At 37.9% G+C, this 19,677-nt stretch carries 17 protein-coding genes and 4 pseudogenes; 3 read left to right on the top strand and 18 right to left on the bottom strand.

The window, feature by feature from the left end; translation table 11 throughout:
* Nucleotides 1–5: 5 nt before the first annotated feature.
* Genes rhaM through E5260_RS00390 form a run of 3 tightly spaced genes read right to left on the bottom strand, consistent with a single transcriptional unit; the run spans nt 6 to nt 3,115 of the window.
* Nucleotides 6–320, bottom strand: a complete 315-nt coding sequence (gene rhaM, locus E5260_RS00400; protein WP_003642941.1) for an L-rhamnose mutarotase — start codon at nt 318–320, stop codon at nt 6–8.
* Nucleotides 321–1,787 (bottom strand): rhamnulokinase, encoded by a 1,467-nt coding sequence (gene rhaB / locus E5260_RS00395; protein ID WP_003642942.1) that lies wholly within the window; start codon nt 1,785–1,787, stop codon nt 321–323. It abuts the gene before it with no gap.
* On the bottom strand, nt 1,787–3,115 hold the full coding sequence (locus E5260_RS00390; protein ID WP_003643588.1) for an MFS transporter: 1,329 nt from the start codon (nt 3,113–3,115) through the stop codon (nt 1,787–1,789). The genes rhaB and E5260_RS00390 overlap by 1 nt, the downstream gene beginning before the upstream one ends.
* A 125-nt stretch (nt 3,116–3,240) precedes the next feature.
* Between E5260_RS00390 and E5260_RS00385 the strand changes: the two genes are divergently transcribed.
* Nucleotides 3,241–4,215, top strand: a complete 975-nt coding sequence (locus E5260_RS00385) for an AraC family transcriptional regulator (RefSeq protein WP_003642944.1) — start codon at nt 3,241–3,243, stop codon at nt 4,213–4,215.
* Nucleotides 4,216–4,298: 83 nt separating this feature from the next.
* Here the strand turns inward: E5260_RS00385 and E5260_RS00380 are convergent, their stop codons facing one another.
* Nucleotides 4,299–5,078 carry a DeoR/GlpR family DNA-binding transcription regulator gene (locus E5260_RS00380; protein WP_003643590.1) on the bottom strand — a complete coding sequence of 260 codons (780 nt, stop codon included), beginning with the start codon at nt 5,076–5,078 and terminating at the stop codon, nt 4,299–4,301.
* 272 nt (nt 5,079–5,350) lie between these two features.
* On the opposite strand from E5260_RS00380, the pseudogene E5260_RS00375 reads away from it, so the two are divergent.
* Nucleotides 5,351–6,324: pseudogene (locus tag E5260_RS00375) on the top strand (ISL3 family transposase); the annotation flags it as partial.
* Here the strand turns inward: E5260_RS00375 and E5260_RS00370 are convergent.
* From E5260_RS00370 to E5260_RS00310, 13 genes and pseudogenes are all read right to left on the bottom strand, one after another.
* A pseudogene (locus E5260_RS00370) lies at nt 6,300–7,959 on the bottom strand (IS1182 family transposase). The pseudogenes E5260_RS00375 and E5260_RS00370 overlap by 25 nt on opposite strands.
* Nucleotides 7,960–8,220: 261 nt before the next feature.
* Entirely contained in the window at nt 8,221–8,667 is a 447-nt protein-coding gene (locus E5260_RS00365; RefSeq protein ID WP_003642854.1) for a MarR family winged helix-turn-helix transcriptional regulator, read from the bottom strand.
* A gap of 331 nt (nt 8,668–8,998) precedes the next feature.
* Nucleotides 8,999–10,810 carry a hypothetical protein gene (locus E5260_RS00360; RefSeq protein WP_003642855.1) on the bottom strand — a complete coding sequence of 604 codons (1,812 nt, stop codon included), beginning with the start codon at nt 10,808–10,810 and terminating at the stop codon, nt 8,999–9,001.
* Nucleotides 10,811–10,833: 23 nt separating this feature from the next.
* Nucleotides 10,834–11,835 carry a DUF916 and DUF3324 domain-containing protein gene (locus E5260_RS00355; RefSeq protein WP_225442956.1) on the bottom strand — a complete coding sequence of 334 codons (1,002 nt, stop codon included), beginning with the start codon at nt 11,833–11,835 and terminating at the stop codon, nt 10,834–10,836.
* Between the two features lie 62 nt (nt 11,836–11,897).
* Nucleotides 11,898–12,479 carry a hypothetical protein gene (locus tag E5260_RS00350; protein ID WP_003642857.1) on the bottom strand — a complete coding sequence of 194 codons (582 nt, stop codon included), beginning with the start codon at nt 12,477–12,479 and terminating at the stop codon, nt 11,898–11,900.
* A gap of 80 nt (nt 12,480–12,559) precedes the next feature.
* Complete coding sequence (locus tag E5260_RS00345; protein WP_003642858.1) at nt 12,560–12,877, bottom strand: LPXTG cell wall anchor domain-containing protein; 318 nt, start codon at nt 12,875–12,877, stop codon at nt 12,560–12,562.
* A 493-nt stretch (nt 12,878–13,370) separates the two neighbouring features.
* The gene (locus tag E5260_RS15325) at nt 13,371–13,520 is read right to left on the bottom strand and encodes a hypothetical protein (RefSeq protein ID WP_022638785.1); all 150 of its coding nucleotides are present in this window, start codon (nt 13,518–13,520) and stop codon (nt 13,371–13,373) included.
* Between the two features lie 299 nt (nt 13,521–13,819).
* A pseudogene (locus tag E5260_RS15585) lies at nt 13,820–14,539 on the bottom strand (helix-turn-helix domain-containing protein).
* Nucleotides 14,540–14,686: 147 nt separating this feature from the next.
* Complete coding sequence (locus E5260_RS00330; protein WP_003642862.1) at nt 14,687–15,097, bottom strand: MarR family winged helix-turn-helix transcriptional regulator; 411 nt, start codon at nt 15,095–15,097, stop codon at nt 14,687–14,689.
* Between the two features lie 14 nt (nt 15,098–15,111).
* The gene (locus E5260_RS00325) at nt 15,112–15,597 is read right to left on the bottom strand and encodes a bacterial Ig-like domain-containing protein (RefSeq protein ID WP_003642863.1); all 486 of its coding nucleotides are present in this window, start codon (nt 15,595–15,597) and stop codon (nt 15,112–15,114) included.
* On the bottom strand, nt 15,598–15,825 hold the full coding sequence (locus E5260_RS00320; RefSeq protein ID WP_003642864.1) for a bacterial Ig-like domain-containing protein: 228 nt from the start codon (nt 15,823–15,825) through the stop codon (nt 15,598–15,600). It abuts the gene before it with no gap.
* Nucleotides 15,826–15,956: 131 nt separating this feature from the next.
* Nucleotides 15,957–16,532 (bottom strand): BspA family leucine-rich repeat surface protein, encoded by a 576-nt coding sequence (locus E5260_RS00315; RefSeq protein WP_003642866.1) that lies wholly within the window; start codon nt 16,530–16,532, stop codon nt 15,957–15,959.
* 102 nt (nt 16,533–16,634) lie between these two features.
* Nucleotides 16,635–17,084 (bottom strand): KxYKxGKxW signal peptide domain-containing protein, encoded by a 450-nt coding sequence (locus E5260_RS00310; RefSeq protein WP_003642867.1) that lies wholly within the window; start codon nt 17,082–17,084, stop codon nt 16,635–16,637.
* A gap of 237 nt (nt 17,085–17,321) precedes the next feature.
* Here E5260_RS00310 and E5260_RS00305 point away from each other — a divergent pair, with 237 nt between their 5' ends.
* Nucleotides 17,322–18,059, top strand: a complete 738-nt coding sequence (locus E5260_RS00305; RefSeq protein WP_003642868.1) for a helix-turn-helix transcriptional regulator — start codon at nt 17,322–17,324, stop codon at nt 18,057–18,059.
* A gap of 6 nt (nt 18,060–18,065) precedes the next feature.
* Here E5260_RS00305 and E5260_RS00300 read toward each other — a convergent pair.
* Nucleotides 18,066–19,653, bottom strand: a pseudogene (locus E5260_RS00300) (transposase).
* Nucleotides 19,654–19,677: the final 24 nt, after the last annotated feature.

Below are 19,677 nucleotides of genomic sequence, written 5' to 3'. Positions count from 1 at the left end.
TCAGGTTAATCTAAATGAAAGACTTCTTGTAAATCAGTCGTGACTGGACTATTGTCCTCATTTGTATCCATCAACGGCTCCATATATTTCCACCACTTTTTACAAATATCAGTTTCAGCGATCTCGTTGTAAGTCGCTTCGTCTGGAACCTCAAGGTAAGCAAAGGTTTGGCCAGTTAATTTATTTAAGAAAATTGAATAATTCGTTGCACCATACTTCTTAAGCGCCGTCTTCATTTCTGGCCATAGTTCCGCGTGCCGTTTAGCATATTCTTCGTAGGCGTCTTTGTGTAAATACATCACTTGTCCTAACCGAACCATTTAAACCATCTCCTTAGATTTATTTGTTAGAAATCGTTGATACTCTTTTAAAATGTCGCCATACTTATTGGTCTCCGGCAAGTACCGCTTTAGATCAAATGACGTTTCAATCAACCGCCGGCCCGCTCCAATGTTCTCTACTTCATCACTAGTAATCATTTGAACCATAATGTTTCCAACTGCAGTGGCTTCACTCGGACCCGCCACAACCTTGATATTAGCCAGGGTACTCGTTAACTGATTCATCAGAGCAACGTTACTTCCGCCACCAACAATATTCAGTGTATCAATGTGGTAGCCCAAGATACGGTCAAGTTTATTCAATTCATTGGCATAGAACAAAGACAGATTAGAATAGATTGCCTGGAATAATTCACCCGGTGTTTCCGGTATCGTCTGCTTTGTTTCACGGCAATAATCCTGGAGTTCCTTAATCATATTTTCGGGATTAGTGAAGCGTTCATCGTTGATATCAATGAATTGTTGGAATGGTCTTACTTGTTGCGCCAAGTCAGCCAGTTCACCAAAGCTATACTGATCACCTAGTTCATGACGAACACATTGGGCAACCCACAACCCCATAATGTTTTTTAGGAATCGGTAAGTCCCGTATGCGCCCCATTCATTCGTATAGTTCTCATGAAATGCTTGTAATCCATTTTCTGGCACATTTAACTCAGTTCCTAGTAGTGACCATGTTCCTGAACTAAGGAATGCCCACCGATCACCTTCACCTGGCGTTCCAACAACCGCCGAGGCCGTGTCATGGGTTGCGACCGTCACAACTTCAACTTCCGGAATATCATATTGAGTGTGCCATTTGTGGCTCACATTTCCCAGAACCGATCCGGACTCAACTAGTCGTGGAAATTGGTCTTGAGACACGTTGACTTTGCCTAACAAATCTTTATCAAATAAACCGACACGCAAGTTCAACATCTGAGTGGTAGAGGCATTCGTGATTTCAGTAACTGCATTACCCGTCAAAACATATCCGAGATAATCCGGCATCATCATAATCTTGTCCGTCTTAGCCAATAAATCATGATTCTCTTTATACAATTGATAGAGCGTGTTAAAGTCTTGGAACTGAATGCCAGTCTTTTCGTAAATGTACTCTTTGGGTAGGTCGCTAGTTAACTGTTGGATCGCATTATGTGTCCGCTTATCACGATAACTAATTGGATCCTCCAATTTATGTCCGTTTTCACCGACAAGTACATAATCAACTGCCCAAGTATCAATTCCTAACTCAACATCCTTTATCCCCATCTTTTTGACTTTTTCAAGGCCTTTAAAGATTTCATGGATTAAATGATCAACATCCCAGCGATCATGACCATCCTTCATCGCAAATCCATTGGAGAAACGATGCACTTCCTTTAACGTTAGCTGGCCACGCTTTTGCTGACCGAGCATTAAACGCCCGCTAGAAGCGCCAATGTCTACGGCAATATAAGATTTCATTACTTCACATCTCCAGTAGCATTTGAATTAATCGGTGTCTGTTTATCTTTGGCGTCACTTTCGTCAAATTCGTCACCATAACGTTCCTTTGTAATTTGTTCCAGTGATTTGCCGCGAGTCTGAGGTGTCCAAATGACCCCGATAATCAATGAAACTAACAATAATCCAATCATAAATGTTCCGGCAGCTTTGAAGCCCATCGTCGTCAGAATAGTTGGGAAGATAATTGACCAAATACCAGCTGAGCCACGGACGACGAAGAACATCACGCCTTGAGAGCCTGCACGATACTTAGTTGGGAATAATTCAGTCGCCCATAGTGCGTACCACGCTTGAGCCCCGATCCCTGCGGAGATGCCCCAAACAGCAACGAAAATCCAAAGACTAGTCCAGTTCATCCCGGCAAATGTCAGGACAACCCAAGAAACGACGGCCATTGCAGCCCCAACTGCAAAGAAGATTCGGTGATTAGCACGATCACCATAGCGGGCAAAACCAACATAAGTGGCAACTGCGGTAAAGATCCAAAGGACGGCTTGCAGTAAGTTGGCCTGTAGATTTGTTAACCCACCAGCAGTTTCATAAACGTATGGCATAAAGAAGCCCATTGCACCGGCAACTAGATTCCAGAACATGTAAACACCAATTAAAAATAGCAATGACTTTAAGTTAATGACATTTGAGAATAAGTCACGATATGGATGTGGCTTCTCACCAGTCGCCCGCTCGTGTTGTTTCTGTTCAACCCAGACTTGTGATTCGTCCAATTTACTTTGAAGACGCCATGCAATAAAGGCAACAATTGTTAAGAAAATGAATAAGATCCGATTACCCATGACACCTAGTGGCGATAAGGCAACACCGGCTGCAAAAATAATGGCGGGCCCTAATGACCAAGCGAATTGTGAAATACCAATGTTCTCCGCCCGATTAGTTGATTCTGACGTTTCTGAAATATAAGTCCACGATGCAGGAACCCCAGCGCCGACCGCAATCCCAGTAATCAGGAAGCCGGCTAATAACATTGGAAAATTAACTGAGGCTGCCACAATAATCGTCCCTAGCATATAAACAAGCATGTCATAGGTATAGATAACTTTCCGACCATATTTATCTGACAAGTGACCACCAATCAAAGCCCCAATCGCAGAACCAAATGCATTGGCACTCAATGCACCTAGTAGTCCAACCTGAAAGCTTGATAATCCCAAGGCTTTAGTCCATAGTGTTAAACCACTTGCACCAGCAACAATTGACCCAGAATCCAAAAAATTAGTAATTGATACGGCAATTGTTGAGCCGTGTGATTCTTTTTGGTTATTACTCATTTTAAATACCCTCCTTTTGGTAAGCGTTTTCATTTATTTACAAGCACATTGTAACCGCCACCATTAAGGTGCTACAATAACTCTTAAAAGGTACATTAGTATCATATTTACAGGGAGGATTGTGAATGAACACACGTATTTTGAACGCTTTAAAGCAAACAACGTTGATTGAAGAAAAGCAAAAAGCGTCTCACTGTTTCGTTGAAGACATGCCACCCTATGCCATTAACCAGGAGCTTTCTTTAAAGGAACATGGACGCGTACTAAGAAATTATTTTTTTAAGAATAAAGACATTTATATCAGTCGTCATAATCGCTATGCAGATTATCCAACTCACACTCATACTTTTTTGGAAATGAACTATATGCTACAAGGTCATGCAACTGAAATTGTTGATGATAAGAAGATAACGCTAAATACCGGTGATTTATTGCTTTTAGATGAAGGATCAACGCACTCAATCAAGGCTTTAGGTGATAATGATTTGTTAATAAACATTCTTTTCAGAACCAAAAACATCAGTATTAACCTGTTAAATGACCTTCGTAGAAGCAATAACATTTTTTATGACTTTTTGCTCAGTCAAGTTATTGAAGATAGTAACCATAAGCGGGACTACCTCGTATTTACCAAAAAGCGTAATACCGAAGTCCAGGAAACTTTAGACCGGATCATCGATGAGTATTATTTAAAGCGTGATTTTTCGAACAGCATTATTAAATCCTATTTATCAATTTTACTGGTCCAATTGGTTCGTGAATATCCTTTGAATGGCCCTCATCAAGAAAATAAATCTAGTCTGCTAGCCATTAAGGTCCTAAAAGCAATTGCCGAAGAGTATAAGACCGTAAGCTTGGAGGAATTAGCAAATCGCTATAATTATAATAAAAATTATTTAAGTAACATCTTCAAGTCTGAAGTTGGCCAAACTTTTAGTGAAGTTCTAACTCGGCAACGACTAATTCAAGCCCACACGCTAATTGCATCTACCTCACTACCCATCGCTACAATCATGGAACAAGTCGGAATTAAGAACAAAACATTCTTTTATCAGAAGTATAAAAATTATTATAAGACGCTCCCCAGCACTGATCGCTAAGCATAACGCAAATATCGGCCATTAGTCTGTATTCACTATATAGTGATACAAACTAATGGCCGATATTTATTATTTCACTAAATTTATTTAGACCCCGGGTAAATGACTTTAACACCGAGTGCCGCCATATGTTTTAAAAACTGATCTTTCGGTGCTCTATCAGTCACAATCTTTGACCAGGCAGGAAAGCTGGCTAACCGAATATAGTCAGAATTAACAGACTGAAACTTAGTGTGGTCTGCAACAAGAATGCTTTCACGAGCACTTTTCATCATCGCAATCTTAACATCTGCCTGATCCATATCTGCAATATACGCTCCCGTATTATCCAACGTGCTACAAGAAACAATTGCTAACTGCGGTCTAAACATCGCAATATCTTGAATTGTATGATTACCCAATAATGAATTGGAATTAGGCCGTAACGAACCACCAGTTAAGAATAGATTTAAATTTGTCATTTGATTAGCAGCAATCGCGAACTGCAGATTGTCGGTAATCACCTTGACGTTTTGTCGCTCCGATAAGTAATTCGGTAAATACGCCGTCGTTGTACTCGGATCAATGAACAGTGCTTGATTATCTTTGATAACCCTTCTTGCTAATAATCGACAAATTACCTTTTTCTCTTCGACATGCGTCCGATATCGAAAAGGTGACGCAAATTCAATATTGGTATTTTCCAATAAAGAGACCATTCCAAATGTCCTTTTGACTTTTCCCGACTGTTCCAAAACAATTAGATCGCGTCGCATTGTAGAAACGCTTTCGCCAGTTAGTTCTATTAGTCTTTTCACACTAATTCTGGGGTGTTTGTTCAATATCTTAAGTATGTGTAAAACACGATCATCTCGACTTACCATATTGCCCTCCATTTGAACAATTCTGAATTTTTTCACCTTAATCTGAACAATTAAACAGGAAAAAATTGAATGAGTTTCATGTTACGTCGAATTGAATACAAAACGCCGTAACGTCAACATATACTGATTGTTGATGGAAGTTAGTTTGGGGCCTATGATATTTAGTGTTAATGGATAAAATCCATCAATACCATTTTTATGTACAACAAAAGGACATATCGGCTTGTGCTACAATCAAGTCGACCAAAACCAATTGAAAGCGAGTGTCAGATATGTTCCAAGACCATTCTACTAAAGTGCTGCTCCAAATTAAAGACCCAAATATTACTGATTTAGTTGTTCAAGGAGCTACTAACGGAAGCTTACAAGTGCTTGCGAAGCTAACGTATCCGGTTACTGTTTGCGCACGTTGTGGCAAACGTTCCATGGTTAAGGATGGCTTTAAGACCGTTCACATCAGAATTCCTAGAATTAGCGAACGGGTCACCATCCTTAACTTAAAGAAGCAGCGATTTATCTGTAAAAATTGTGGTAAAAGTAGTTTAACAACGACTACGCTGGTTAAAAACATCATCAAATATCTGAAAACAGTCTGCATGCCATTGATCTATCATTAACTGAAGACCGTACGATGGCGAGTATTGCGGCTCAATACAATGTCTCGACCAATACGATTAGTCGCCGAATAAAGTTGCTCGGACAAGGTACCCAACCAGCTTTCAACGGACTACCAACGATGCTTTGTATCGACGAGTTTCGTTCAACTGATAAACAAATGAGTTTTATTGCGGTGGATGCCCAAACCCACGACATCATTACAATTTTACCAGGACGTAAGAATGCCGATATTAAAGACTTTTTTCTCAATCATTATTCTAAACGTCATCGTGACCGCGTAACTCGGGTTGTGATGGACTTTAATTCTCAATATCAACCCGCGATTCGAACATTCTTTCTGCACGCCAAACTGGTCGCGGATAGCTTTCACCTTGTTCAAATGGCCTTACGATCTTTGAATCAAACTCGGGTCCAACTCATGAAACGCTTTAACCCTCAGAGTCGTGAATACCGAGTGCTTAAATATTATTGGCGGTTATATTTAAAAGATTATGACGGCCTCGAAAAGCGCAAGTCCCAATGGTTTGTGTATATTAAAAATCGCATGACACAAGAGCAATTAGTCGTAGCCGGTTTAAATCTAGACCAACAGTTTCGACAAACCTACCAAGCCGCACAGGAGGCTGTGACATAACTAGCCTCTGTATAAGCAAATGGGACGAGAAACCGAATTTTGGTTTCTCGTCCCACTTGCTTACGCCTTTGATTTTTAAAGTTGGTCCCTACCGTGACCAGTTTCATAATGTTTAACGCCAGTATTACGATTCCGGCTTCCTTGGTGACCTTGTCGAAACCTCGCACCGAGAATCGATTGAAATGTAAAGAAGCCTTCATCTTGCCAAAAACTGGCTCAACATCGATCTTACATTGAGCGTAAATCTAACCAGTTTCTGGAGCTGAAAGTAATTCTCGTTGTTTCGATTTGAAATATTCCCAATTTTCGTTCACGGAAATCCTTTTAAGATATCCTTTTGGTGTTAGTGCCGCGGCAATTAGTTGATGATTTTCATCATACTTTTCGGCAATGTATTCTTTAAAGTCACGGGTAAAACCATACTTATCAGTCCGTTGACGATAAGCATTAAAATTAAACCGGACGTTTTGCGGATTGATAAAATAATCATCTTTTTCATGATAGTCCCAGTTCATAACCTTACGGTCATCACTTTGCCATTTTCGACTATTCTCTTTAAGCATTGTGCCGTATGGAATTAAAACGGTATGCTGACCGAATTCATCTTCCAAGTACCGATAATTACTTTCGGAACCGTATCCGGCATCGGTAACGATGGTGTGACCTAACACATTGTTGGCCTTTAAATGTTCAATAAACGGTTGTAAGGTTCGTGTGTCGGTTGGATTTTGGAAAAGCCGATATCCCGTAATGAACTGATTACTCGTGGCGATTTGAACGTTGTAGGCAGGTTTTAATTGACCGTTTTGCATCGGATCTTCCTTGACCCGCATAAAGGTGGCATCGTGATCCGTCTTAGAGTAACTGTTACGCTGACCATAGCTTGCTTGCTGTGCTTGGTGTTCACGCATTTTATCACGTCGTTTGTCCAACTTACGTTTTTGTGATTTAACAGTCCGGCGTTGCTGTTTGGCTGGGTTCGGGGAAACCTGCTTAGTTGCTTCCACGGTTTCATTAAGGACCACTAAGTGATCCTCAACCTTGCTAATCATGATATCCAATAGTTCGGGAGTCAGCTCTGATCCTGCCGGAATTTCACCGACAATTTTAGCTTCATGAAGCTCGCAACAGGTCAACGAGTTTCTCGCGATTCATCTTGTCAAATCGTATCGTATTCTTTTTCCAAACAAAACTATACTTGTTGGCGTCGGCTAGGATCTTAGTTCCATCAATAAATGAAACATCATCAATCATGCCATTTTGACGAAGATATTGAGTTAGTTGTGATAAGCTATCGGTTGTCAAAGTGGCCAGTTCATCAGAAATTCTAAAGCGACAAATCGTCCGGTAGGACGGAATTTGGTCGGCAATTAACCACCCAGCTGGCTTGTTTTCACGGGCAAACCGTTCAATTTTACGACTGCTGAAAATGCCATAGCAGTATGCTAAAAGGACCAGTTTTAACATGGCACCGAGGTTATATTCCCGCGGACGGCCAAACTGGTAATCATATTTTAGTTTTAAACTCTCAACAAGCTGGTTGATGTAACGAGCAGGACGATGCTCTTCTGGTTGGTAATCCAAGGCGATACTCAAAGTGGTTTGATTCATGTTATAATAATCTTGCATATTAGGAATGTCCTTTCGAGGATAATTTCGTAGAGTATCGGGTGCGACCGATGCTCTTTTTTTATTTTCTATTATATCAAAAACAGGTCTGGAAAAATCCGAAGATTTTTCCAGACCTGTTTTGTTTCTAGAGACTTATGTCACAGCCTCCTAAATATAACTTCATCAACACCGGTTGACAGAGACCCAAAACTGGAGTGCGAAAATTCACAGATTTTCACACTCCAGTTTTTGTTAAAAAATTTAGTCACAACTTCTTATTTAATTTTTTAAGCTAATTCTATTCAACTTACGACTTAGTTCCATGACTTGTTTTGACAAGCCCATTAGCTCTGCAGCTAATTGTGGATTCTTTAAATTGCGGGAAACTTGTCTTTCAATCGTCCTTATTTGTTTTTGACCTTCTATTGTCATTGAAAAACTGAGCTGTCGCCGATCTTTTTGATTGACTTGTGACTGAACTAACCCTAGTTTTATTAATTGCCAAATATTTTTGGATACTAATGTTTTTTGTGTTCTCGATAGACTTGCTAGTTTACTTATATTAGTCTTCTGAAGTTGACCAACATACATCAGTAACTCCCACTCTCTCATAGATAAGCTCGTTTCAGTTAACTCCAGTGTCAACAATTGATCGATATGACGGCGTATTTTTAATAATTTCTCTAAAATTTCAAGTTGAAATTTTATGTCTATATTTTCTAGCATAGCCCCACCTCATCTTAATCCTGGTGTTTCCGTATCCCAAGAACTCCCAATATGCCACTGACAGCTAGCTTCAATATTCTACTTATCGATAATCCTTGCTGATTAGTTTCATCAATTTGAGGCAACTTGTGACACACATATTGATTCCCAGTCGATTTCCTTGTACAACTTATCTCAATCTAACAACGTCAGTTTGCTGGGCTTGCCTGACTTCACTGATATGCTTGACCTAACCGGTTTACCCAATACCACTGATGTAATTGGTTCAATTGGTTTACCAGATTTCACTGGTGTGCTCAGTTCAACTGATATAAATGCTTAACAAAAAGATTTATAAACCATTACTTAAGGTCCAATCTACTATCCCACTAAAGCTTCCAGATTTAGCTTTATTATTTGCCTTAATCAATAAACCAGAATCAGAATCAAAAGTAGCAGTATAAACACTGTTATTAGCCGACATATTGTTACTAGACAAAACCGTTTGTGCATTAGTTGATAGCTGAGTTTCAGTCATCCCGTTCCTAAACCACATTGTAAATGGTTGTCCGAGTTGTTTTTCAGTGTACGAAGCAGTGATTGAAAAATTAGGTTTAGCCGCGCGAGTATCAATCACCCGAAATTTCACAGTATCTCCAGAAGTTCTCGATAGATACTGACTACTACTTGTCAATTTATCAAGCCCATAATTCCAATTATAAGTCCCGCTGCCAAGTTCCGTTCCTATTAACTGTGATGAAATAAGCATTGCATTATCCGTTATAGCCGTTAGCTTACTCGAATCTACAGTGCTTCCAAAAGTATTAAAAACAGAATCATTAGGTGTCAATACCAGATAGCTATCAGCATCAGATGGAACGTCAGTAGATGTATAGCCTTGAGAAGTGCTACCACCTACAAAGTTAAAAGGAATCGTACTCGTACTATTATTAGTTAATCCCCCACCATTGAAGCCACCGCTATAAGTTGCTAATTTTGCTCCAGTGCTTACGGTCATTAAACTATTATTCCCCCATGAACTCGAATTATCTAAAGGTGAAGAATTAGTTGAAGTAATCACTGTACTAGAAGTATTTGCAAAATTACCAATCAATTTTACTGTGCTCATTTTTGAATTAAAAGCAGCAGTACCAGTTTTTATATTAGTTTTTGAACCAGCATTGGAATTTAATGTTACACCATTTGTCCCTGTACCAAATAATGTGGTAGAAGACGTGGTACCAGTGGAAATTGCATTCAATGTTCCATTATTATTAATGGTTACCGCATTATTTGTTCCTATAAATGCAAACATAGGAACTCCAGTATCTTTATTATCTAAATTCAGAGTTGACCCCGATGAAATATCAATGGGAAAAACTTTACTGTTTAAATTATTATAATATGGATAGATCATCGCACCAGCAAATTTTGCAGATCCATCCCCACCACTTAATGTCGTTGTGCCGGAACTTACTTTAATATTGGGAATTTCTCCTAACTGTTGACCACTAACAGAGGTATTAATTGTATTATTTCCAGTAAAATTTATTGGAACAAAGTAAGTAGTCAACGGTTGATTATATGCAACACTGTTAGGCATATCATAAACGACATTATTGTATGTTATTTGTGCTGAACAATCAGTTGTCCCACCCGACAAACCAAAATCAGCTGAAAACAACATTCCATAATAGGTATTATAATAATAACTTCCTACTCCATTACCAGACGGACTTGGAACATTACTAATACTATTACTAGTACTGTTGCTGGTGTTGTTAACATTAGACAATGTTAACTGTGCACTACTTGCTTTAGGAACTAAAATCCGCGATGATGTTGGACTAGAAACGTAAAACTGGTGTTGTTGAAAGTCAACGGTGACATTTTTCAGTCCACTATACAATGTTGAGTCACTTGCTGGCAAAGTAACTGTATTAGCCACTTTAATTGTCATGTTTTCGGGCGGTATATTGCTACTTGACCAATATGATGAAGTATTAGCTAATAAATTAAACAGATCATTACCGCTTGTAACAGTGTAGTTACTACCCGATACTGTAATACTTGCTTTAACTATTTGAAGATTTACACCTAAAAAGCAAAAACCAACTAGGCTGACCATCGCTATACCCAATCGTATTAAGAATCGTTTAACCATCTAGTTTCCGCTCCTCCAAAAAACTAATCCTTATCTTTTCTCCTCTTTTTCAACAAAAGATAAACCAAAATTAATAATATTAATAGCAATAACCCTAACAAGGTCCAAATCCAATTAGGAACTCCCATTCTTTTATACGAAACCGTTGCCGCTTTTTGAGCATTTTCCGGTGACACCTTGAAAGTCCGAATCCAGTGCCACTCCTTAGCTTCTTTTGTTGATGTAACCTTAAAATCCAGCACATAAGTACCAGGTTTCAAACTTTGACCTGATACAGGCACTTGATAAACAAAATCTGAGTTAGGAGCCACTGAGCGATTAATCTGTTTATCATCAATAATAACCTTATCTTTTTTACTTTGACGATAAATTTTGGCATGGGTTTTTAAATCGTCCACATATGCCTTGTTTACGTTTGATAAATTTACATTAACTGTTGAAGTTAAATTTTGAGTAGCAAAGCTGACCTTTCTTAATTTTAAAGAAGGAACTACCTTGTTATTATTCTGTTTCAATAGAATGGGAGTTACATAATTAAATCGATTAGTATATCCATTTTTTATTTTCTGGGTAATATTTTTACGAACATAAATGCCCCCTAATATTATCCCCTCAAATCTTTTCGCGGGCATTTTAAGATTTAATTTAATAGTTTTACTGCTATGTGCTTTTACTTGAACAGATAACTTTTTTGGTGATATAAAATTGTTGAAATCTAAATCTTTTGATAAATGAGATCCAGCAACTGCCTTCATCGGCGAGTAATCAATCAACATATTTGAGTTCGTCAAGGCGCGATTAGCTGTTACGGTATAATTATTAACCCGGTTGCTCTGGTTAATTATGTTTAGAGATAACATAGTTGCTGTTTTCGGTGGTATCTTTAAATAAAAGTATGGCTTACTGTTATCTGCCTGATAACTATTTTTATTTATAGTTACACTGAATTCAGCTCCCGTATCAGCCCAAGCCTTGGCTGTCTGTAAAAAGAAGCCAAGCATAATAATAAAAAACATCAAAGACATTCTTATGATCAAGCCTCCACATTTAAAAGAAGAGACTTGCTTACAACTCATACTTTTCATTGTTAATCCAAATTAGTAGAAATATTGTAATCTATGGTGCCACTATATGTTCCTGCTTTGACGCCATTCGCTGTTGCCAAAGCCATGGTTGCGCCTGTAGTACCCGAGGTAAGGTTCCCATTTGAGTTCTCATTACCAGTTGCTACCGTATTCGCGGTCTGATAAATATTTACAGCAGCACTAGTACCGGAAATTTTACCCCCGGTTGTAGCGTCAGCAACACCGTCTGCTGTAGTAGTTGTGAATGTACTGACAGGTAAAACATTGGCTCCATTTTTCAAAGTACTTGCATTCGCCGTAATTGTGTAACCTGTATTTCCACCTGTCAAATCCGTAACATCATATGCTTGTGAACCAGTTGCAGTAAATCCGCTGTAACTGCTGGCCAATTCATGCGACGAAAAGTCATAACTAGGTACTTTATTTAAAACCAAACTACCCGTTGTAGGTGCGGTAAACGTTACTGTTGTATCACCTTGGCCAGTTGCTGTGGTACTATCAGCATTTGCCATCATTGGTGTATTAAGAGTAAACAATGCAAGACTTAAACCAGTAGCAATAATTAATTCTTTTTTTGAAATCATATAAATCCCCCTACTTTCTAAAATGATAATCGCAGTATATCCTATGGTTAATCATTAACAATATGATTAATTTTATTATATCATCGTTTAGAATATAAAAAAAGTTTTGCGAATATAATAACCCCTATAATATTTAAGCCAATCCAACTATAAACACTATCTTGACTTTCATCAGTTTGTGGTAAAATCATATTATTTTGATGTTTAATTTTTGAAGGTTGTTTTCTACTAGATTCAGGTCGTCTCTGAGGATTTGTTCTTGACACAAAGCTAATTCTAGTAGTTCCTACTGCATCATTATCTGCATAAACTGGCATAAATACGCTTAAAACAAAACACATTACTAAAACACTAGATATAATTTCAAATTTTAAATTTAACTTCTGGTGTTTTAACATACTTCCATCCCCCTTGATTAAATGCTGAAGCAAAAAATAACATCTCAACTAATCAGTAATCTAAACTATTGGTATGAATTGCTATTTAGAAAGCTTTCATTTTATGATTCAAATTTGTCTGAAATAAAAAATTTATAATTTTTTCTCAATTACTATATTATCATTTCATATAATCTAAACCTATTTAAACGTTTTTTGAAGAAAGCTTTCCAATCCAAATTCTCCAAAATATTTATGATTAATATGCAATAAAGATATCATATAACCATCACAAGTGATCAGCATAATTTTTTTGAATTTCGCTCTAAGGGTATAGTATGGCCTGTAGTAATTCATGGTACTATTAATAACTATAAATAATTTATCATATGATTGATGAAATTTATTTTACAATGCATTACCATGTCACAATCACTATCATTTATCGAAACTAAAAGGACGGTACTATGAAGGAGTGACTCCGTGTCAAGTAGACTATTAAATAATTAAAATCTTATACACTTCCTTGAACGGCATGATTCTGGTATTCTTCCAGGGTCATGCCGTTTAGTGTCAATTGGCGTCTTGCCGTGTTATGCCAATTGATGTCCTTCTTGATGATGTTAACGAGCTCAATTTCAGAGAGTGTTTGCTTGAATGCCAACTCATCGGTCTTAAATTGGCTCCAGAAGCTTTCTATCTAAACGTGTTGTATGCACCTGATGTGTAGGCCAATCCCTGGTCAGAGTGTAAAATCTCAGGTTTGACACCATGGGTTGCTTTTAGCGCAGGCGTTGTGCCATCAAAGCTCACTACAATCGGTCAACCAGGTAATATTCGGCTGTTCAGGGTTAAAGTCATGACTACCATCTTCAAGGTGAGTCTACTTGTAGTATGCGGCACAAGAGATTCCGACATAGTTACACATAAAAATGATGCCATACGGTTGATTAGTGTCGGGATTTATTTTTTGTGAGAGTGTTTGAACGGTTTGATATTTTTCTTCTGAAGTGCATCTATCCTTTCGAACTCTTGGAGTTTTTTTAAAACCGCGACCTCCGTAGAGACACGTTCTAGCCGTGCTTTAAGGCGTTTGATTTCAAGATCTTTAAGTTCTGATTCAGTAAATTTACCGTTATCTTCTTTAGCTTTACGGTCTGCGAGTTCGTCGGGGCCGCCTTGCTTGAATTTCTTGACCTAGGCATACACTTGACTATAAGACACATTGAAGTGAGTGGTCGCGGCGCCGTAGTTCATTTCATTGGCAATGGTCCCTTGTGCAATTTCGATTCGTTCAATCTGATTGGTTTTCCTATCGTTTTTCATTGGGGAGGCCCTCCTATTGGCTCTGAGTGGTTTACCACTAGTATACCGGTTAACCCACTGATAGATAACGGAACGATTTGGAATACCATATTGTCTGGCTAGTTGTGGATATGAAGTTCCGCCTGCTAAATATGCTTAGACCACTTCAAGCATGAGTTCTTCTGAGTACGCGCGTCGATGTCGACGACCACTCAGTGCTTCTGGCCCACCGTCATCATATCGCATGATCCACTGTGCTACTTGTGAATCATGAATACCGTACTCTCGGCGGCTTGACTTAGCCGATACACCCTCCTTCACCAATCTAATATAGAAGAGTTTCTCTTTCAGGCTATACCTTGAACCTTTTCGGCCCATGAAAAATACTCCTTCCTAAATAGACAAACTTTAATTATTTGCTTGTCTACCTTGGTAGGAGTATATCCATCAATGGTCTTTTTTATTGAAAAATTTAGTCACAATTTCTTATTTGATTTTTTGAACTAATTCAATTCAATTTACGACTTAGTTCCATGACTTTTTTGACAAGCCCATTAGCTCTTCAGCTAATTGCGGATTCTTTAAATTACGGTAAACTTGTCTTTCAATCGTCCTTGTTTGTTTTTGACCTTCTACTGTCATTGAAATGTTGAGCTGTCGCCGATCTTTTTGATTGACTTGTGACTGAACTAATCCTAGTTTTATTAATTGCCAAATGTTTTTGGATACTAATGTTTTTTGTATTCTCGATAGTCTGGCTAGTTTACTTATATTAGTCTTCTGAAGTTGATTAACATACATCAGTAGCTCCCACTCTCTCATAGATAAATTTGTTTCAGTTAACTCCAGTGTCAACAATTGATCGATATGACGGCGTATTTGTAATAATTTTTCAAAAATTTCAAGTTGAAATTTTATGTCTTTATCTTCTAACATAGCCCCACCTAATCTTAATCCTGTCGTTTCCGTATCCCAAGAACTCTCAATATGCCACTGACAGCTAACATTAATAGTCCACTTATCGATACTACTTGCTGATTAGTTTCATCAGTTTGAGGTAACTTGTGAGACACATATTGATTCTTAGTTGGTTTCCTGTGCAACTTATATTCATCTGACATTGTCGTCTTACTTGGTTCGCCTGGCTTCGCTGGTGTGCTTAGACCTGATTGAGAAATTATTGTCACCGTATCCGTGGCTTTAATTACATTGCCTGCACCGTCGGTGTAGCTATACGTAATCGTATAAGTACCAGCCTTCGTTGGATCAACACTCTCCGTGACCTTCACTTTACTGAAATCTAACGCCTTACCATGCTCGTCCGTGGCACTAACAAAGTTATATTCAGCTTGCCATTTAGTCATCGGACCTGCCATTAATGTACTATTATTCGTTTTGATCCCTACTTGACTGGCAACTACCGTGACTGTTGCCATTTAACTTACTTTATTGCCACTAGCATCAGTATAACTGTAAGTCACAGTATAGGTACCAGCTTTACTTAAATCTGGTTGGCCCGCACTACCGTAAGTTACGGTCATATCATTAACACTTAACGTCTCACCATTACCAGTAATAGCACTAATAAAGTTGTCTTCAACTTGCCATTGCCCATTATTTGGCCCCGCAATATAATGGGTATCTTTTGTATAGATGATCGCCAATTTTGGTCATTCATAAGTACCGGCAGGTAATTCTTGATTCAATTCAGCCGAAGTATACGTAGCACCATCTTTGATAACACTGCCATCTATATCTTGTACATATTGCCGTTTACCGGAATATGTTTCTGTCTTTATAATATTGGGGAAATTTGCATCAGCTGATAGAACCCGTATTTGTCCCAAAATAATTTTCTTAATCCTATAAGATTTTTCAACATATTACTCATATCGGTTACTTCTGATGTATCAAAATTACTTAAATCTAGATTTGTCAAACTGTTACAACTATCAAACATACAATTCATATTTGTGACCTTTGATGTATCAAAGTAACTTAAGTCTAAATTTGTTACTTTAGCCGTTCTAAACATGCTATACATATTAGTTATTTGTGACGTATCTAAACAGGTCTCTCCCTTTATACTTTGAATGCCAAAAAATAAATTACTGCAATCAGTCGGTAATGTTACCTTATCAGTAAATATTAAATTAGAGCTTTGCGGCCATGGTGCACCTGATGTCCCAGCAATCCCACCACCGAAAGTATAAGTGTCTGTACTATTATCATAGGTCCAATCTACCGTTCCCCATGTTCCTGTTTCACCTTGTACTGCCTTAGGTTGTATAGCTGCTTTAGTTTTCAGTGCCACAACTTGATCAGACTTCGTAGTAACTTTTGACTCAACTAAATTACTGTTACTACTCATAGCAGTTGTTTTTGAAATAGTTGGTTTTTCGGCAGTACTTTTTTCATTCTCACTAACTCCTGAACTCTGAGTAACTGAAACAGCTTTACTGTTGTCAATATTTTAGCTATCAGCTATTGGCTCCGCGCTAGATACCGTACTGCTTGAACTTTTACTGTCAGTGGTACTTGCTGAACTTGCAATTGTCGATGTGGTCTTATTCCTACTACCACTTTCTTCTTTGCTAGATGCCGCATTGTTTGAACTTTGACTGTCTGCGATACTTGTCACATTAGTAATCTCTTGGCTACCCTCATTAGTTTCATTCAGATTACTATCATTATTTTTTGTAACACTAGATTTTAAAGTAACCGTATGGAACTCTGTACCAGTGACACTTGAATCTATACTATCATTTTCAACATCCACACTATCCGCATGAATGGAATAGTTAGTGAAAAGCACACTCAAACCGACAGAGAAAGTTGTAATGCCTATTACTACCCAAGACTTTCCCTTTTTAACCAATTTGTAATGTGTTTTCAATTCCCCGACATAGATTTTTTTACTCATAAAAGAACCTCCTAATTCAGTAATCTTTTTTTATTCCGTGTTATGATAAGCTAAAAAATAAAATTTCAGTCATAATTGTTAAGATGCACATATGTGCATCTTAACAATTAACCCTGTACATCATATCATCTTGTAATCTTTAAGTGTATATTTTTACAAGTACTGTTGTACCAAGTTAATCAATATTGTACCTGCTCAATCAATTTTTAACATTTACTCTAAAAAGGAGAACTCAATATGAAAAGAGTAATCTTAAGTCCATTAAACCTGTCGCCAAATGATCAAAAATTTATATTATCTTTTTCTTTGCTAGAACATGACCTAATATATTTTTTCTCAATTCACGACTATTCTCATGCTCATAAGAAAATTTCTTGCTTCATTAAAAATAATTCTTTGACCGGGATTAGCTCTGAAGTGCTAACCAATTCTTTGATTGGCTTAACTAGCGACTTAACTGCCAGTAGTTATAGTAATAAATTGAATTGTATTAATTTTCTAGAGCTCAGATTATTATTTATCAATTATTTAAATCAGACCGAGTGTTCTACAGAAAATTTTAAAAATACATTAAACGACATTGTTACTACCTTTTTTTCATTCATCGATGAAATCGACAATGCCATAGACTTCAAGCATCTATCAAAACAAGTGGCTCTGACTGTTTATTATGTTGATTCCCATCGTTATAAAAAGTTAAGCCGACAAAGCATCTTGCAAAATTTAAATTTAAATGCTGTTTATACGACTAAGCTATTTCAAAAGGAGCTTGGCTTCTCTATCAACTACTACATTCAACATGTAAAACTCACCGAGGCCAAACATCTTTTACTACAAACAAATATGTCCGTAACTGAAATTGCACACAAACTTCAATTTTACGATAAGTCAGCCTTTTCAAAAGCATTTAAAAAAAAATTTGCTATATCTCCCAGTAAATATCGTGAGTTAAATAAAATAGTTAAAGACCATTAGCCACTTTCAATTTAGTATTCTCATTCGGTCTAGTTCTTGCTTATGAGAACGGACTTTCTGCATAAAATAAAAGTAAGCAAATAGGACGAGAAACCGAATTTTTGGTTTCTCGTCCTATTTGCTTGAGTCTTTGATTTTTTAAACTGGTCCCTAATGTCACCAGTTTCATGATATTTAACGCCATGACGACAATACCGGCTTCTTTGGTAACTTTCTCAAACTACGCACCGAGAAGAGATTAAAACGCAAAGAAGTCTTCATCTTACCAAAAACCGGTTCAACATCGATCTTGCATTGGGCATAGGATCTGACCGGTTTCTGGAACTGAAAACAAGGCACGCTGGTTAGCCTCGAAGTATTCTTTCAAATTTCGCTTGAAATCATACTTATCAGTCCACTGGCGATAGGTATTGAAGTTGAATCTCACACCTTGGGGATTGATGAAATAGTCATCCTCATGATAATCCCAGTTCATAACTTTACGATCGTCACTGCGCTATTTCCGACTATTCTCTTTGAACATCGTCCCGTATGGTAGTATTAAGGCGATATGCTGTTCAAGTTCATCTTCTAAGTACCGATAATTACTTTCCGAACCGTATCCGGCATCGGCGATGATGGTGGTACCTAACATATTGTTGGCCTTCAAAGGTGGAATAAATGTCGGTAACGTTCAGGTGTCAGTTAGATGTTGAAACAACTGCTATCTAGTGATAAATTGATTTCTCGTGGCGATTTGAAAGTTGTAAGCGGGTTTCAATTGACCATTTTGCATCGGATCTTCCTTAACTCGCATAAAGGTGGTATCGTGGTCTGTTTTAGAGTAGCTATTACGCTGACCATAGATTGCTTGTTGGGCTTGATGTTCACGCATTTTATTCAGGCGTTCGATGAGTTTTCTTTTCTTCAATTTAATAGTCCATCGTTGCTACTTGCCCGGGGTTGGGGACACTTTCTTAGTTGCTACCACGGTTTCATTGAGGACCACCAAGTGGCCCTCGACCTTGCTGATCATGACATCTAACATTTCAAGCGTTAGATTCGACCCAGTTGGGCTTCACCAACAATCTTCGCTTCATGCAATTCACCTAACAGGGCGATTAATTTTTCGTAATTCAGCTTATCAACCCGAACCATATTCTTTTTCCAGACAAAACTGTATTTATTCGCATTGGCTAAAATTTTGGTGCCATCAATAAAAGAAACATCATCAATCATGCCAGTTTGACACAGATATTGGGTCATTTGCGATAAACTCTCGGTTGTCAAAGTGGCTAGTTCATCGGAAATTCTAAAGCGACAAATCTTGCGATAAGATGGCCCTTGATCGACAATTAGCCATTCAGCTGACTTATTTTCACAGGTAAAACGTTCAATCTTACAACTACTGAAGGTACCGTAACTGTACGCTAAAAGGGAACAGTTTTAACATGGGTCTAGGGTTATATTCCCGTGGCCGTCCGAACTGGTAATCATATTTTATTTTTAAGCCGTTGGCCAACTGATTAATGTAACGAGCTGGATGACTTTCTTCTGGTGGGCAATCTAAAGCGATAATCAAAGCAGTTTGATTCATGTTATAATAGTCTTGCATATTAGGAATGTCCTTTCGGGGATA

Origin of the sequence: Lactiplantibacillus plantarum, from assembly GCF_014131735.1 — a bacterium.
Taxonomy (GTDB): domain Bacteria; phylum Bacillota; class Bacilli; order Lactobacillales; family Lactobacillaceae; genus Lactiplantibacillus; species Lactiplantibacillus plantarum.
The sequence above is the reverse complement of the archived record's forward strand: the minus strand, read 5'-3'. Positions and strand labels throughout refer to the sequence as shown.